This window comes from Pseudobutyrivibrio ruminis (genome assembly GCF_015057245.1).
Taxonomy (GTDB): Bacteria; Bacillota; Clostridia; order Lachnospirales; family Lachnospiraceae; genus Pseudobutyrivibrio; species Pseudobutyrivibrio ruminis_E.
On the sequence record NZ_SVET01000004.1, the window covers coordinates 173,652 to 189,955 of the forward strand.

General features: G+C 40.4%; 14 protein-coding genes. All 14 read left to right on the forward strand.

The annotated features are described in order from the left end of the window. The first annotated feature begins 143 nt into the window (after positions 1-143). The 14 genes from E7274_RS05495 to E7274_RS05560 all read left to right on the forward strand — a co-directional run bounded on the left by E7274_RS05495 (position 144) and on the right by E7274_RS05560 (position 16,284). On the forward strand, positions 144-2,957 hold the full coding sequence (locus E7274_RS05495) for a glycoside hydrolase family 3 protein (RefSeq protein WP_304174385.1): 2,814 nt from the start codon (positions 144-146) through the stop codon (positions 2,955-2,957). A gap of 17 nt (positions 2,958-2,974) precedes the next feature. Then, positions 2,975-4,057: a PTS transporter subunit IIC gene (locus E7274_RS05500; protein WP_304174386.1), complete on the forward strand. Its 1,083-nt coding sequence runs from the start codon at positions 2,975-2,977 to the stop codon at positions 4,055-4,057. Positions 4,058-4,169: 112 nt separating this feature from the next. After that, complete coding sequence (locus tag E7274_RS05505; RefSeq protein ID WP_304174387.1) at positions 4,170-4,511, forward strand: hydrogenase maturation nickel metallochaperone HypA/HybF; 342 nt, start codon at positions 4,170-4,172, stop codon at positions 4,509-4,511. 21 nt (positions 4,512-4,532) lie between these two features. Then, entirely contained in the window at positions 4,533-5,366 is an 834-nt protein-coding gene (locus tag E7274_RS05510; RefSeq protein WP_304174388.1) for a formate/nitrite transporter family protein, read from the forward strand. Between the two features lie 33 nt (positions 5,367-5,399). Continuing rightward, the gene (locus E7274_RS05515) at positions 5,400-6,095 is read left to right on the forward strand and encodes an MgtC/SapB family protein (protein WP_074788804.1); all 696 of its coding nucleotides are present in this window, start codon (positions 5,400-5,402) and stop codon (positions 6,093-6,095) included. A gap of 21 nt (positions 6,096-6,116) precedes the next feature. Further along, on the forward strand, positions 6,117-7,694 hold the full coding sequence (locus E7274_RS05520; RefSeq protein ID WP_304174389.1) for a helicase HerA-like domain-containing protein: 1,578 nt from the start codon (positions 6,117-6,119) through the stop codon (positions 7,692-7,694). Positions 7,695-7,773: 79 nt separating this feature from the next. Further along, positions 7,774-9,036: a transglutaminase domain-containing protein gene (locus tag E7274_RS05525; protein ID WP_304174390.1), complete on the forward strand. Its 1,263-nt coding sequence runs from the start codon at positions 7,774-7,776 to the stop codon at positions 9,034-9,036. A gap of 6 nt (positions 9,037-9,042) precedes the next feature. Next, positions 9,043-9,762 carry an aspartate/glutamate racemase family protein gene (locus tag E7274_RS05530; RefSeq protein ID WP_304174391.1) on the forward strand — a complete coding sequence of 240 codons (720 nt, stop codon included), beginning with the start codon at positions 9,043-9,045 and terminating at the stop codon, positions 9,760-9,762. A 1-nt stretch (position 9,763) separates the two neighbouring features. Then, on the forward strand, positions 9,764-11,275 hold the full coding sequence (locus tag E7274_RS05535) for an amino acid adenylation domain-containing protein (RefSeq protein WP_304174392.1): 1,512 nt from the start codon (positions 9,764-9,766) through the stop codon (positions 11,273-11,275). 152 nt (positions 11,276-11,427) lie between these two features. Further along, a complete protein-coding gene (locus E7274_RS05540; protein ID WP_304174393.1) occupies positions 11,428-11,661 on the forward strand; it encodes a phosphopantetheine-binding protein in 234 nt (77 codons plus the stop codon). 3 nt (positions 11,662-11,664) lie between these two features. Then, positions 11,665-13,257, forward strand: coding sequence for an MBOAT family O-acyltransferase (locus tag E7274_RS05545; RefSeq protein ID WP_304174394.1), 1,593 nt, complete (start codon positions 11,665-11,667; stop codon positions 13,255-13,257). A gap of 12 nt (positions 13,258-13,269) precedes the next feature. Then, positions 13,270-14,328, forward strand: coding sequence for an SGNH/GDSL hydrolase family protein (locus tag E7274_RS05550; protein ID WP_304174395.1), 1,059 nt, complete (start codon positions 13,270-13,272; stop codon positions 14,326-14,328). 114 nt (positions 14,329-14,442) lie between these two features. Continuing rightward, positions 14,443-15,255 (forward strand): flagellin, encoded by an 813-nt coding sequence (locus E7274_RS05555; RefSeq protein WP_304174397.1) that lies wholly within the window; start codon positions 14,443-14,445, stop codon positions 15,253-15,255. 156 nt (positions 15,256-15,411) lie between these two features. Continuing rightward, positions 15,412-16,284, forward strand: a complete 873-nt coding sequence (locus E7274_RS05560; RefSeq protein WP_044933668.1) for an NAD(P)/FAD-dependent oxidoreductase — start codon at positions 15,412-15,414, stop codon at positions 16,282-16,284. Positions 16,285-16,304: the final 20 nt, after the last annotated feature.

Below are 16,304 nucleotides of genomic sequence, written 5' to 3' on the forward strand. Positions count from 1 at the left end.
TATCATTGTGCACAATTAATTGCAAGTTTTATTGATAAAAAAGCCCAAAAATGAAGATGAATTTTGTATAAATAAATGATGCAAGCCATGAATCTGTAATGTATACTCTTGAAAGAATGTTTTGGAGAAAGGATATTGGAGGAATGTCGGGAAAGTTATTTGACGAGAATAAATTTGCAGCTGTGGCCAGACGCGCAGTTGCAGAAGGTGTGGTACTTTTGAAGAATGATGGTGATGTTTTACCACTTCAGAAAGGTACCACTATTTCATTGTTTGGCCGTAGTCAGTACAACTACTATAAAAGCGGTACAGGCTCAGGCGGTATGGTAAATACCAAGTATGTTATTGGAGTAAAAGAAGCACTTGAGGCTGATGATAGATATAATCTGAACCAGGATTTAAAAGCAATCTATGATGAATGGATAAAGGAAAATCCATTTGATGCCGGAATCGGATGGGCCAGTGAACCATGGTTCCAAAAGGAAATGGTAATCACACCAGAAATAGCAAAGGCTGCAGCAGCAAAGTCTGATGTTGCAATTGTGCTAATTGGTCGTACAGCAGGTGAGGACCAGGATAATAGTGCAACAGAAGGAAGCTATCTTTTAACAGAAGATGAGCATACAATGCTGAAAAATGTTACTGAGGCGTTTGAAAAGACAATCGTTCTTTTGAATGTGGGCAACATTATTGATATGAAGTGGGTTAAAAAGTACAACCCTAGCGCTGTGGCATACATTTGGCAGGGAGGCCAGGAAGGCGGAAATGGTGTTCTTGATGTTTTAGCAGGTGATGTAAATCCAGCAGGTCGTCTTTCTGATACTATTGCCTACGATATTGATGATTACCCATCTACGGCTAATTTTGGTAAAAAGAAGAGAAATATCCAGCAGGAAGATATCTATGTTGGATACAGATATTTTGAAACATTTGCTAAAGACAAAGTTTTATATCCATTTGGATTTGGTTTATCCTACACAAGCTTTGACATCAAGTGTAAGAGCTTAGAGTTTGATATTACAAATGGAGCGACAGTTGTGGCAACTGTTACTAACACGGGCTCACGTAAGGGCCAGCAGGTTGTTCAGCTTTACTTAGAAAAGCCACAGGGCAAGCTAGGAAATCCATCAAGAGTATTGGTTGGATTTGATAAGACTAAGGAAATCGAGCCTGGTGAAACAGTGGAATGTGAAATTCATGTGCCAGCATACTATATGTCTTGCTACGATGACTCTGGCGTTACAGGCCACAAAAGTGCCTATGTGCTAGAGCAGGGAACATATACATTCTACGTGGGCGGTGATGTGCGAGCTGAGGAATCTGCATCAGCAGATATTTCTGAAACTGTTGTGGTGGATCAGAAGTCAGAGCTTATGGCGCCTACCATTGACTTCACAAGATTTAAGCCTGAGGCAAATGCAGATGGAACATTCTCAGTTGTTTACGAAGCTGTTCCAACAGCAACAAAAACTACAGTTGAGCATCGCCTAGAGGAGCTTCCAATTGAAATTCCTCAGACTAAGGACATGGGATACAAGCTTGTGGATGTTGCCAAAGGCAGAGTATCAATGGATGATTTCATTGCTCAGCTTTCTGATGATGATTTGGTAGCCATCGTTAGAGGCGAGGGTATGAGCTCACCAAAGGTTACACCAGGAACAGGTGGCGCATTTGGTGGTGTTACAGATTCACTTTTAGGTTACGGTATTCCTGTTGCCTGCTGTACAGATGGCCCTTCTGGAATCAGAATGGACTCAGGAAAGAAAGCATTTGCTATGCCAAATGGAACACTTCTTGCAAGCACTTGGAACCTTGAGTTAATGGAAGAGCTTTATCAATGGGAAGGTTTGGAGCTTCGTAAAAACAAAGTAGATGTTTTACTTGGACCAGGTATGAATCTTCACAGAAATCCTTTGAATGGTAGAAACTTCGAGTATTTTTCAGAGGACCCATTCTTAACAGGTAAGTGCGCTGCATATCAGCTTAAGGGTATGCATAAATATAATATCACTGGAACAATAAAGCATTTTGCTTTGAATACGCAGGAGACCTCACGTCACTATGCTGAGCATGTGGCATCTGAGCGTGCAATCCGAGAGCTCTATTTAAAGGGATATGAGATTGCTGTTAAAGAAGCTGGCGCTCACGCTGTTATGACAACTTACGGCCCAGTAAACGGAAGATATACATCTTCAAACTTCGATTTGGTTACAAAAATCCTTAGGGATGAATGGGGCTTTGAAGGTATCGTAATGACGGACTGGTGGGCAAAAGGCGGAAATGCTGGAGCAGGAGACGGAGCCGATATGGCAGATATCGTAGCAGCTCAAAACGACCTTTACATGGTTACTACAAGTGCCGCTGACAACACAAACAATGACAACTCATTGGAGGGACTTGCAAATGGTACAGTAACTAGAGCTGACTATCAGCGTTGCGCTGCAAACATTTGCAGATTCATTATTTCAAAGCCAGTGTTCTTTAGACTTATAAATGAAAACAATGAGATAGATAATCAGCTTTTAGACGAGGCAGATGAGGAAGAGCTTTCATATGACAATATGATTGAATGCAACTTCAAAGAAAGTGATGTTTTTGCTGTTGATCCAGCTGAAATTAGAACTGGTCGTGACAGTGCCAATATGCTTTCCGTTGCAATCAAAGAACGCGGCGACTACAGACTTACAATGACTGTACGTGCAAAAAATCTTAGCTCACTTGCACAGATTCCTTTGACAGTTTTCAGAGATAGAGATATCGTAAAGACGATAACCCTCACCGGAGAGGACAGAGAGTGGCAGACAGTTTCCGTTGATTTCGCAGACTGTTTTGCAAGCTTCTATATTAAGCTTTACTTTGCCCAGGACGGTATGGAGATAAAGGATGTTAACGTAGAATTTGTATGCTCAAAGGAGCAGGAGATTCACGATATGTTAGCAAGACTTGGAGAAGATTAATTAAGGAGAATTGATAAATGAGAGAATTTTTGAAAAGAAAAAACATCGAGATTTCTGTTAAAAGATATCTTGTAGATGCTCTTGGGGCAATGGCTCAAGGATTGTTCTGTTCACTTCTTATTGGAACAATCATCAATACCAGTGGTACACAGTTTGGAATTGGATTTTTAACTGTGCCGGTAGCTACCGTTGCCGGTGTGGAATACACAGTTGGTGGTCTTGCCACAGCAATGAGTGGCCCTGCCATGGCAGTTGCAATTGGATATGCTCTCCAGGCACCTCCTCTTGTACTGTTTTCACTTATCACTGTAGGTTTTGCTTCAAATGCTCTTGGTGGAGCAGGTGGTCCACTTGCAGTTTTATTTGTAGCAATCATCTCAGCAGAAATTGGTAAAGCAGTTTCAAAGGAAACAAAAATCGACATATTGGTTACACCTCTTGTAACAATCGGTGTAGGTATTGCCCTTTCAGCATGGTGGGCTCCAGCACTTGGAAAGGCTGCCAGCTCAGTAGGAACACTTATTATGTGGGCAACAACAAAGCAGCCATTTATTATGGGAATCCTTGTATCAGTAATCGTAGGTATTGCACTTACACTTCCTATTTCATCTGCAGCAATTTGTGCAGCACTTTCACTTACAGGACTTGCAGGTGGTGCAGCAGTAGCAGGATGCTGTGCTCAGATGGTAGGTTTTGCATTCATGAGCTTTAAGGAAAACAAGTGGGGCGGTCTTATTTCTCAGGGCATTGGTACATCAATGCTCCAAATGGGAAATATTATCAAGAACCCTCGTATTTGGATTGCACCTATTTTGTGCTCTGCTATCACAGGACCACTTGCAACATGTCTTTTCAAGCTTGAAATGAACGGTCCTGCCGTTTCATCTGGTATGGGTACATGTGGACTTGTAGGTCAGATTGGTGTGTACACAGGATGGGTAAATGATGTGGCAGCTGGCTCAAAAGCTGCAATCACAGCATTTGACTGGATTGGTCTAATTCTTATTTGCTTTATCCTTCCAGCAGTTCTTTGCCCAGTCTTCAACAAGATTGCAATGAAGCTTGGATGGGTAAAAGAAGGGGATATGAAGCTTCAATAATATTTTGGCAGCAGATTTCTGCTGCCTTTTTTATTGTCAAAAAATATTTGTTTATAACATCAATATGAAATAAAATAATAAGAAAAGTAAGGTTTTTACATGAGAGGTTGAAATGCACGAACTAGCAGTGACACAATATGTTTTTGAATTAGTCAATAAACAGGCCGAAAAAAACAATCTTTCAAAAGTAAATAGTATTCATTTACTGATTGGGGATCAGTGTGATTATGTACCTGAGATTATTGAGGAATATCTGCAGGTCATGAGTGAGGGAACACCTCTTGATGGAGTAAAGGTGGATGCCACAGTTAAGGAATCGAAGGTTGTATGCAAGGACTGTGGAGCAGAGTTTACCAGACACGAATTCAAGGATGTTTGCTTAAAATGTGGAAGTGACAATTTAAAACTTAATCGATGCACAGATTTTATAGTGGAAAGAATCGAGGCAGAGTAAAGTTTTAGAAGGGGAGGTCATATGGACAAAGTTTTCAATTCACCAGAAGAGGTGATAGAGGCAAATATTTGTGGAGGGGAGAAGAAGATTAGCCTTCCACTTCCAAAGATGATATTGCTTGGAATTATGGCAGGAGCATTTATTGCTCTTGGAGCTGCCACCAGTTCAACAGCTGCTCATGCAGTAACAAATGTGGGGCTTTCTCGTTTTGTGGCGGGAGCTATTTTCCCAGTAGGACTTATGCTTATCACATTTATTGGTGGAGAGCTTTTCACAGGCAACTGTCTTACATCAATGGGGGCAATGGACCACAGATTTTCTTGGGGAAAGGTGGTCAGAGATCTTTGTATCATTTGGTTATCTAATTTAGTAGGAGCCTTAATCATAGTGGCTCTCACTTATTTCTCAGGAAATCTTGACTATTCAGCAGGTTTGCTAGGTGCATACTCAATAAAGGTTGCTCTTGGCAAAGCTACAATCACTCCTATAAAAGGTATTGCATCGGGAATACTTTGTAATATTCTGGTTTGTGCCGCCATCTTAATGGGAGCAGCATCAAAGGATATTTCTGGTAAGGTTTGGGCTATTTTCTTTCCTATCATGGCATTTGTGGTAGGTGGATTTGAGCACTGTGTGGCAAATATGTTTTATATTCCAATGGGCATGCTTGCCGCTACCAATGATACATACGTTGCAAAGGCAGCAGAGGCATACGGTATCACCGCAGATCAGCTTGCTAATCTTTCTGTGGCTGGATTTTTTGCAAATCAAATTCCAGTTACAATCGGAAATATCTTAGGCGGAATGATTTTTGTTGGTTTGCCATGCTATTTGGCTCACTGCAAAAAGAATTAGCATAATACAGACTAAATAATTGAGGTGTTATATATGGTAAATACGATAATAGATTACTTGCAGGGCATGGATGATTTGGCAGTAGCAATTAGATTGGTGATAGCAACAGCTTGTGGCAGTCTTATTGGCTGGGAGCGTGTAGTTAGAAGACACAGTGCAGGTATTCGTACCTTTGCACTTGTTAGCTTAGGTTCAGCAGTTGCTACAGTTTTAAATATCTATCTGGCACTCATTCCAGAGCTTAATGCCGATGTAAGCCGTATTCCAGCAGGTGTTGTAAGTGGAATTGGCTTCCTTGGTGCAGGAACTATTCTTGTTACAGGTAGAAATCAAATAAAAGGTCTTACAACAGCAGCAACACTTTGGGTTGCTTCATGTATGGGCATGGCCTTTGGTGCAGGATATTTATCAGTGGGGTTTGTATGTTTTGGTCTTGTGCTTATTGCAAATCTGCTGCTCATGCACCTTAGCACACGTGTTGAGGAAAACAGCCGTTATGTAAGCTTGTACATCGAAGTAGAAGAGACAAACGGTATTAAGAAGCTTCGTAAAAGCTTCATGGAAATGGGCTATCAAATCACTAGCATGAACAAGACAAAGGATAAGACCTTATCTGGTACTGATACAGCACTTATGATTGATTTGGACTTCAAGAAGAGACATTCACACTTAAAGCTTATAGATGATCTTAACAATCTTGATTTTGTAAGTTATGTTGAAGAGGTTTAAATAAATATTGGGAGGGCGATTATGATTAGAGAAGGTAAGATTTGGGTTGCAAATACGGAAAAGTCAGAACCGGTATATTTATTACCACAGATGTCAAATAGACATGGGCTTATCGCTGGTGCCACAGGTACAGGAAAGACCATTACGCTGAAGGTTTTGGCAGAATCATTTTCCGACATGGGAGTGCCTGTCTTTCTTGCAGATGTAAAAGGGGACATTGCAGGAATGATTAATCCAGGCCAGGATAGTGCAGATATGCAGGAGCGCATTAAAAGGTTTGGACTTGATAAGGCCGGCTTTGAGTACCATGGATATCCTGTTACTCTTTGGGATATCTACGGCAAAAATGGTATTCAGGCACGTACTACAATTACGGAAATGGGCCCACTTTTACTTTCTAGAATTCTTGGCTTAACTGATAATCAAAGTAGCATACTTTCCATCGTGTTTAAAATTGCAGATGAAAGCAATCTTGCCTTAATAGATACAAAAGATTTAAAGTCCATGCTTAACTATGTGGCTGATAATAACAAGGAATTTGAAGCTGACTATGGAACTCTTAATAAGCAAAGCATCGGTGTTATTCAGAGAGCTGTAGTTTCTCTTGAAATGGCCGGAGGAGATAAGTTCTTTGGTGAGCCTGCTCTTGATATCAGAGATTTCCTTACACTGGGGGAGCAGGGCAGAGGCATGATACATATTTTGGATAGTCAAAGCCTTGTAAACGATGGCAGATTATATTCTACATTCCTTCTTTGGCTTCTTTCAGAACTCTTTGAAACCATGCCAGAGGTAGGTGATTTGGACAAGCCAAAGATGGTATTCTTCTTTGATGAAGCTCATCTTTTATTCAACGATACACCGAAGCCACTGCTTGATAAGATTGAGCAGGTGGTAAAGCTTATTCGTTCAAAGGGAGTAGGAGTATTTTTCGTAACACAGAATCCACGTGATATTCCAGATGGAGTATTGGCTCAGCTGGGCAATAAGGTGCAGCATGCGCTTCACGCATACACTCCAGCAGAGCAAAAGGCTGTAAAGGCAGCGGCAGATTCCTTCAGAGAAAATCCTGCATTCAAGACAGCAGATGTAATCGAAGCCCTTGGAACAGGAGAGGCAGTTGTTTCATTTTTGCAGGAGGATGGCACTCCATCAATTGTAGAAAAGGTTGCTATTTTGCCACCTCAGTCCCAGATGGGTGGAATTGATGATGCTTCTAGAGATAAGGCCATAAAGTCTAGTATGCTCTATTCTAAATATGCAAATGGTGTAGATGCTGAGTCAGCCTACGAACTACTTCTTCGTATGGGTGTAGAAAAGGAACAGGCAGAAGCTCTTGCAAAAGAAGAGGAAGAAGCTGCAAAAGCCAAGGCAAAAGAGGAGGCTGCAGCAGCAAAAGCAGCAGAGCGTGAGAAGGAAAAGGAAGCCAATCGCAAGAAGCGCGCAGCAAAATCAGTAGGTACAACTGTGGCAGGCACTGTAGGACGTGAGCTTGGCAAAAAGGTCGGCAAGCAAATCGGAGGTAAGTTTGGCCAGACACTTGGTGGCAACACTGGCGCTCAGTTGTTTAGAGGTATCCTTAATACCTTAATCAAGTAAAAATCTAGCTAAATTTGACTATAATATCCATGATTGCTAAAATTATCCTTGAGTGTAAACGCTCGGGAGAATATGTATCATGGGAATGACAAAATCGTCAAAAAATAATAAGAAAAAAACTAGAAAGATATATAGGCTTTTCATACCATTAGCAGCTGTTATTGCAGTCTGCTTAGGTGTGGGAGCCTATTTTTATTATGATTACTCAAACAGGGTATATTCCAGCTGTGTTGTAGAGCTTGGTGGGGAAGTTTCTGCAGCAGATTTTCTGAAGAATCCGGATCAGACAGCGGAGTTTACAAGTGACACAGTTATCACCACTGATTTCCCTGGTACCTATGATGTAGGGATTGTATCTGGTAAATATACCTATCAGTGCACTTTGGAAGTGCAGGATACTGTTGCTCCAGAGCTTACTGTAAAGCAGTTGACTCGCACAAAGGAAGAAATTCCAGCAGCCCAGGATTTTGTTGAATCTGTAAGTGATTTATCTGGGGATGTTTCAGTATATTTTGGTGAGGCCATAAGCTTTGATAATTATGGTCAGATTCCTATCACTATTGTTGCTGAGGATGGCTCAGGCAACAAGACAGAAGCAGATACAGTTCTAAATCTCGTTCAGGAATACGATATCGAGCCGCCAGTTATTGAGGGCCAGCTTGATAAAACTGTCTACGCAGGTACATCTGTAAGCTTCAAAACGGACGTGGTTGTTACTGACAATGTGGACACCGATATTGAGGTTCAGGTGGACAGCAGCAAGGTTGATTTGGATACCCCTGGTGAGTACACCGTAGTTTATACCGCCACAGATTCCATGGGCAACATGGATTTAAAGGAAGGCACAGTCACCGTCATTCAGCAGGAATACACAGAGGAAGAAGTATTCGCTTTAGCAGATGAGGTTCTTGCAGAGATAATCACTGATGATATGTCTGCTTATGACAAGGCTCATGCTATTTATGTGTGGGTGCAGGGTAATATCGGTTACAGCGAAAGTGATGATAGCGGAGATTGGTTAAAGGGGGCCTACGATGGCCTTAAAAACAGGCATGGCGACTGCTACAATTATTTCGCAGTTAGCAAGGCTTTGCTTACAAGGGCAGGCATTCCAAATGAGGATATCGAAATCATTCCAACCGCCACAAGACATCATTATTGGAATGTAATTGATTGTGGTGAAGGCTGGCGCCATTTTGACACTACACCACGATTGGACAAAAGCTTCAAAGGCTTCTATCTGACAGACGAGGAATTAATGACATACTCAGATGCTCATTATCATTCCCACAACTACGATAGAGAAATTTACACATATTTTAACGACAGTCAGGAGCAATAAGGGAGAATGAAAAAGTTAGGGATAATAGGTGGCCTAGGACCTATGGCTACAGCATATTTTATGCGCCGCATTATAGAGATGACAGATGCAGCCACCGACCAGGATAATATTGAAATGGTGATTTATAATTCGCCATCTATTCCAGACCGCACAGGCTACATTTTGGACAATACAAAGGAAAGTCCACTGCCAAAGATTATAGATTTGGCAAATCGCCTGGAGTTGCAGGACGTTGATTACATAGCAATTCCATGTATCACTGCACACTATTTCCATCAGCAGATAGCAAAGAGTGTGGATGTGCCAGTTTCCAATGGAATTAGAGAAGCAGCAGATTATTTATCAGAGCATGGTATAAAAAAGGTTGGCATTATGGCCACCGATGGAACAGTTTCAACCAGGCTTTTTGACTCCGTATTTATGGATTATGGCATTCAGTGTGTTTACCCGGATGGGGAATATCAAAAGCTTGTAATGAGCATCATTTATGATGAGGTAAAGGCAGGCAAGCCTGTTTCCATGAAGGAGTTTGAGCTGGTTAAAAATCAGCTTTTAGCTTCCGGTGCAGAAGTAGTTATTTTAGGATGTACAGAGCTTTCTATAGCAAAAAGAGATAATCATATAGAAGGTGTTCTTGACATAATAGATGTTTTGGCAAGGGATTGCGTAATGAAGTGCGCAAAGCTTAGACCAGAATACAAAGAACTAATAAAAGAAGGAAAGTAAGATGCAAAACAATGTTTTAGACTACATAGACGAGAGTCTAGTGAGAGTCCCAGAAAAGGTGGCTTATGCCGATGATGAGGTTCAGCTTACATTTTCCGATGTTAAAAACATCATGGATTCTGTAGGAACAAACCTCCTTGAGATGGGATGCAGCAGAGAGCCAGTAATTGTATTTATGAAGAAGAGCCCAAATACAATTGCTACTTTCTTTGGAGTAATCAATGCAGGATGCTACTACGTACCAATCGATAGCGAAATGCCTGCTACACGTATTCAGCTTATTCTTGAAAACTGCAAGCCAAGGGTTATCATCTGCGATGATTCCACAGTGGATATTGCAGAAGGTTTTGAGTATAAAGCTAAGGTTTTATTGTTCAAAGATATGGTAAATACCAAGCCAGATGTGGATAAGCTTGCTTTAGTTAGAAAGAAGGCCATCGATACAGATCCAATCTATATCGTATTTACATCAGGCTCCACAGGAGTTCCAAAGGGTGTATGTGCTTGCCACCGTTCAGTAATCGATTATATCGAGCAGCTTTCAGAGACTCTTGGATTTAATGAGGATACAGTTTTTGGAAACCAGACACCACTTTATTTTGATGCCTGTCTCAAGGAGCTTTATCCAACGCTGAAGTTTGGGGCAACCACTTATCTGATTCCACATTCATACTTCATGTTCCCAATCAAGCTTGTGGAATACATTAATGAGCATAACATCAATACAGTTTGCTGGGTTGTATCAGCCCTTACAATGATTAGTGCTTTCAAGACCTTTGATACTGTCGTACCACACACATTGAAAACAATCGCTTTCGGTAGCGAGGTTTTCCCAATCAAACAATTTAGATTGTGGAGAGCAGCAGTGCCAGAAGCAAAGTTCTTCAATCTCTACGGACCAACAGAGGGGACCGGAATGTGCTGCTACTATCCAGTGGAAAGGGAGTTTGCTGACGATGAGGTTATTCCTGTAGGCTTCCCATTTAAAAACACAGAAATCATGCTTTTAAAGGAAGACAATACACTGGCTGCTGATGGAGAGCAGGGTGAAATCTGCATCAGAGGAACATCAGTAACCCTTGGATATTACAACAATCCAGAGAAGACTTCTGAGGCTTATGTTCAGAACCCATTGAACACAGCGTACCCAGAAATCATATATAGAACTGGTGACATAGGTCACATCAACGAATACGGTGAGCTTGTGTTCCATTCAAGAAAAGATTTCCAAATCAAGCACATGGGACATCGTATCGAGCTTGGGGAAATCGAAGCAAATGTAAACCTTGTGCCAGAGATAAAGCTTTCGGGCTGCATCTACGCCAAGGAACAAGGCAAAATAGTGCTTTACTATGTGGGAGACATCACAGAAGGTGACCTTATCAAAGCCCTGAAGACCAAGCTTCCACGTTACATGCTACCAAACAAAGTGAATCGCTTAGAAAACATGCCATTCACCGCCAATGGTAAAATAGACCGTGTAAGCTTAACCAAAATGTATCAAAAAGCCTAGTCCGCTGGTTACGCCTACAAGCCTGAGTATTTCTCCGCTCAACGCATGTTTCGCTTGAGAAATCTCAGAGCTTGTTATCTACCAGCTCATAGAAATAATTTATATTTGCAGCCACACAGTCTAGGCATGCACGAGAAAGGAGTACGAAAAAGATGGAAGAGTTATTAGAGATTTTGGAGGATTTACATCCTGAGGTTGATTTTGAGACAGCCACAGATTTAGTTGACGGAGGTATCCTTGATTCATTTGATATTGTTTCTTTGATTTCAGAGATCAACGAGACATTTGATGTTACTATCGGAGCTGCAGAGCTTACACCAGAAAACTTCAATTCCGCAGAAGCAATCTATGCTTTGATTAAGGAAAAGCTAGACGACGAGGACTAAAGAATGCTTTTTACTTCATATGGATTTATAGGATTTTTGCTGGCAGTATTTGTGCTGTATTATCTGATTCCTAAAAAGATGCAGTGGCCATTTTTACTTATTGCCAGCTACATTTTTTATTTTATAGCAGATCCTAGATATTTAATTTTTATTGCTATCACAACTGTTTCTACCTTTTATGGTGCAAAGGTTATTTCAGATAAAAAGGTGGCCTTTGATGGATGGTTTAAGGAGCATAAAAAGGAATATGAAAAGGAAGAACGTAAGGCACTAAAGGCAAAGGAGCATAGTGCTGAAAAGAAAATCTTTTTGGCATGCCTTCTATTTAATTTAGGTATTCTTGCAGTTACAAAATATACCAACTTTACCATTGCCAATATCAATTCATTGTTGGCAGCATTTGGTAGAGCAGACGGGATTTCTTTTGTAGATTTAATCATTCCAATGGGAATTTCTTTCTACACATTCCAGTCTATGGGCTATCTCATTGATGTTTACAATGGCAAGCATGAAGCACAGGACAACCTTTTCAAGTTTGCTTTATTCGTATCATTTTTCCCACAGTTAGTTCAGGGACCTATTAGCAGATACCATGATTTGAGCCAGACTCTTTATGAGGAGCACAGCTTTAATTGGAAGACAGTAAGCTTTGGATTAGAGCGTATTCTATGGGGCTTTTTCAAAAAGCTTGTTATCGCAGATAGAATACTTGTGGCTGTTCAGGCAATCATTGCAGACACAGATACCTACAACGGTTTCTATGCATTTGCTGGCGCAATGTTTTATGCACTTGAGCTTTATGCAGATTTCACAGGTGGAATTGATATTACCATTGGTGTGGCAGAGACTATGGGAATCAAGGTTACAGAAAACTTTATTCGCCCATACTTTTCAAAGAATATCAAGGAATACTGGAATAGATGGCATATCACCATGGGTACATGGTTTACCGATTACATTTTCTATCCAATCAGTGCCAGCCAGTTTATGATGAAGCTTTCAAAAAAGAGTAGAGCTCGCCTTGGAAACAACCTTGGTAAAAGAGTGCCAGTTTATCTTTCAAGCTTTATCGTTTGGTTTACAACCGGTATTTGGCATGGAGCAAGCTGGAACTTTATTGTATGGGGACTTGGCAACTTTGTAGTTATCATGATTTCACAGGAACTTGAGCCATTTTATCGCTGGTTCCACTCAAAGGTGCATGTGCAGGGTACATTTGGCTGGAGACTATTCCAGGTAATCAGAACAGTTCTTATTATGTCCAGCCTTCGTATGTTTGATTGCTACAGAGATGTGCCACTTACATTTAAAATGTTCGGAAGCATTTTCAGCAAGTCAAGCCTTAGCCAGCTAAATGCCCAGGCGTTCATTGGCATGGGGCTTACAGGATTTGATTATCTTGTAGTGTTTGTGGGAATGCTTATCCTTGTAACAGTCAGTCTTATTGGAAGAAGTGGATGTGTGCGTGAAAAGATTTATGGTCTGGCTGCACCATTTCGTTTCATTATTTGGTATGGACTTTTTATGGCTACTTTAGTATTTGGTGCATATGGCATCGGCTATTCAGCTAGCCAATTTATTTACAATCAGTTTTAGTCGGAGGGTATGATGAAAAAGTTTATAGCGATTATATTATCTTTAGTCATTGCTCTCACCGGCATCTTTCTTACCTCCAAGTTGCTTGAGCCTAAATATATGTCAGGCATTTTGGAAGGAGCAATGATTCAGGAATACTACGATGATCCTACAGATCACAATGTTGTATTTATAGGCGATTGTGAATTATACGAAAATATTTCTCCAGTTTACCTTTGGGAAAACTATGGTATCAATTCATATATAAGAGGAAGCGCCCAGCAGCTAATATGGCAGTCATATTATCTTGCTGAGGAGACAGTTAAGATGGAACATCCAGATGTGATTGTTTTCAACGTGCTTTCTATGAAATATAACGAGCCACAGAATGAGGCATACAACAGAATGACTTTGGATGGCATGAAATGGTCATCAAGCAAAGTTAATTCCATTAAGGCCTCAATGACAGATGAGGAAAACTTTATTGACTATGTTTTCCCTATTCTTAGATATCACTCTAGATGGAGTGATTTATCAGCAGAAGATTTTAAATATATGTTCCACAGAGATAAGGTTTCCTTCAACGGATACTACATGCGAGTGGATGTAAAGGCTGCAGAGGATGTGCCAGAGGGAAGACCTCTTGCTGATTATCAGTTTGGCGACAATTCCTACTATTATCTTGATAAGCTTACAAAGCTTTGCAAGGATAATGATGTTAAGCTTGTTCTTGTGAAGGCTCCTACACTTTATCCTTATTGGTACGATGAGTGGGATCAGCAGATTAAGGACTATGCTTCAGCTAACAATCTGGACTATATCAACTTCCTTGAGCTTCAGGACGAGCTGGGTCTTGATTGGAGCCAGGATACATATGATGGAGGTCTTCATCTAAATTTGGCAGGAGCAGAAAAGCTTTCTGATTATGTTGGAAATATGCTTACCACCGAGTACGGCATTCCAGACAGACGAGATGAGAGTGATCTTAATGCATACTGGGATAAGGTAATTGAAAGATACAATGCTGAGATAGAGAGACAAACTACCAACCTTCAGCTTTATGGCACTGTCCATGACCCAGAGGAACAGTAGTACAGAATCATCACATAAAATTCACATGACTTTATGAAAGCGCGGTGTTATAATACGGTTACAAATTGGAATTATATGTAATTATGTAACGTTTTAAGATTGAGGTGAGTTATTATGAAGATTCAATCTAATGTAAACACAGCACAGTATCAGAACACAATTAATAAAAGAAAGGAAACTGAGGAGCAGCAGAAGAAGGCTTCGAAGGAACTTTCTACAGGCAAAAAAGTAAATACAGCGGCAGATGATGCAGTTGCATTATCCATTTCACAGCAAATCATGAAGGAGGCTAAGTCTCTTACAACAGGCAGCAGTAACATTTCTTATGGAATAGATGCTGCAAATATTGCAGACGGAGCTCTTTCTAATATTACTGATACTCTTGGAGATATTGAGCAGAATACAGTTCGTGCAATGAACGGTCTTTATTCAGAAAGCGATAGAGCTATTCTTCAGGAGGCAAATGAACAGTCTGTAGCTACAATCAATCAGACTATTAATCAGGCGCAGTACAATGAAAAGAATCTACTTGATGGTTCAACAGGAGATATTAATATCTACACTGGTACATCAAGCACTACAATCCAGGAAGCAGATGCAAAAGCTGCAATTGCTGATTTAGAAAACTTTGATGTTTCTGGAAATGGAAATAATATCAGCACTGATGCTTTGGATAAAGCATATTCGTCAATTAGTGATATGCGTAGCCAGATAGGTGCCGAGACCAATGGCTTATCAGCTGCATATAATGTAAATAACAATACAGCTGAGAACCTTACAAGTGCACAGGCTCAGAAAGAAGATGCTGATTTTTACAAGTCAGTTACTAAAATGAAGTCAAGTGGAGTGGTTGGAGCTGCTCAGAATATGGCTTTGAAGAACCAGATGGAAAGCCAGGAAAATCTTGTATCAAAGATGTTCCAGTAAACTATGTATTTTAATTGCCCTAGACAATAAAATGTCTAGGGTATTATTTTAAAAAAAATGAGTTGACAAATGCAATTCAATTGAGTACAATTTAATTAACTTAAAAGATTGCACGCAACTATTATAGTTTTAAAAGAGCTACGGAGGTTTTAAAACATGGAAAGATATGATATTGCAGTTATAGGTACAGGCCCTGCTGGATTAGAGGCTGCTATTACAGCAAAGGTTAGAAATAAATCAGTACTTCTTATTGGTGGTAAAGGTTCTTCTGATAAGGTTTCAAAGGCACACACTATTCAGAATTATTTAGGTTTACCTGATGTAGCTGGTGCAGATATGGCAAAGGCATTTCTTGATCATGCAACAGGAATGGGCATTGAAATCACAGAAGATAAAGTAAATGCCGTATATTCAATGGGTCAGTATTTTGCAATTCAGTGCCACAATGGTGATTACGAAGCAAGCTCAGTAATCATTGCAGCTGGTATGACTACAATGAAGCCATTCCCTGGTGAGATGGAAAATCTTGGAAGAGGCGTAAGCTACTGTGCAACATGTGATGCAGCTTTATATAAAGGAAAGACAGCGATCATCCTTGCATACAGCGAAGAGGATGAGCCAGAGGCTGAATTCTTAGCAGAAAGAGCTGACACAGTTTATTATTTGCCACAATACGAGTATAATGGAAATCTAAGTGGTAATATTAAAGTAACTTGCGATGTAAAGCCAGGCACAATCGAGATGAAAGATGGTGCAGCTGTTCTTACAACAGACGGCGATACATTCTCAGCAGATGGAATCTTTATTTTAAGACAGCAGATTGCTCCATCACAGCTTGTCCCAGGATTAAAGATGGATGGAAATCACGTTGAAGTAGACCGTCAGATGAATACAAACATCAAAGGTTTATTTGCATGTGGCGATATTACTGGTACACCATATCAGTACATTAAGGCCGCTGGTGAAGGAAATGTAGCAGCACTTTCAGCTGTTTCATATTTAAATGAATTAAAAAAAGCGCAAAATTAGTTATTGATTTAGAACGAAAG

Excerpts from the sequence above, each read along its gene's own strand:
- E7274_RS05495 (WP_304174385.1), top strand. The coding sequence starts at position 144 with ATGTCGGGAAAGTTATTTGACGAGAATAAATTTGCAGCTGTGGCCAGA.
- E7274_RS05500 (WP_304174386.1), top strand. The coding sequence starts at position 2,975 with ATGAGAGAATTTTTGAAAAGAAAAAACATCGAGATTTCTGTTAAAAGA.
- E7274_RS05505 (WP_304174387.1), top strand. The coding sequence starts at position 4,170 with ATGCACGAACTAGCAGTGACACAATATGTTTTTGAATTAGTCAATAAA.
- E7274_RS05510 (WP_304174388.1), top strand. The coding sequence starts at position 4,533 with ATGGACAAAGTTTTCAATTCACCAGAAGAGGTGATAGAGGCAAATATT.
- E7274_RS05515 (WP_074788804.1), top strand. The coding sequence starts at position 5,400 with ATGGTAAATACGATAATAGATTACTTGCAGGGCATGGATGATTTGGCA.
- E7274_RS05520 (WP_304174389.1), top strand. The coding sequence starts at position 6,117 with ATGATTAGAGAAGGTAAGATTTGGGTTGCAAATACGGAAAAGTCAGAA.
- E7274_RS05525 (WP_304174390.1), top strand. The coding sequence starts at position 7,774 with ATGGGAATGACAAAATCGTCAAAAAATAATAAGAAAAAAACTAGAAAG.
- E7274_RS05530 (WP_304174391.1), top strand. The coding sequence starts at position 9,043 with ATGAAAAAGTTAGGGATAATAGGTGGCCTAGGACCTATGGCTACAGCA.
- E7274_RS05535 (WP_304174392.1), top strand. The coding sequence starts at position 9,764 with ATGCAAAACAATGTTTTAGACTACATAGACGAGAGTCTAGTGAGAGTC.
- E7274_RS05540 (WP_304174393.1), top strand. The coding sequence starts at position 11,428 with ATGGAAGAGTTATTAGAGATTTTGGAGGATTTACATCCTGAGGTTGAT.
- E7274_RS05545 (WP_304174394.1), top strand. The coding sequence starts at position 11,665 with ATGCTTTTTACTTCATATGGATTTATAGGATTTTTGCTGGCAGTATTT.
- E7274_RS05550 (WP_304174395.1), top strand. The coding sequence starts at position 13,270 with ATGAAAAAGTTTATAGCGATTATATTATCTTTAGTCATTGCTCTCACC.
- E7274_RS05555 (WP_304174397.1), top strand. The coding sequence starts at position 14,443 with ATGAAGATTCAATCTAATGTAAACACAGCACAGTATCAGAACACAATT.
- E7274_RS05560 (WP_044933668.1), top strand. The coding sequence starts at position 15,412 with ATGGAAAGATATGATATTGCAGTTATAGGTACAGGCCCTGCTGGATTA.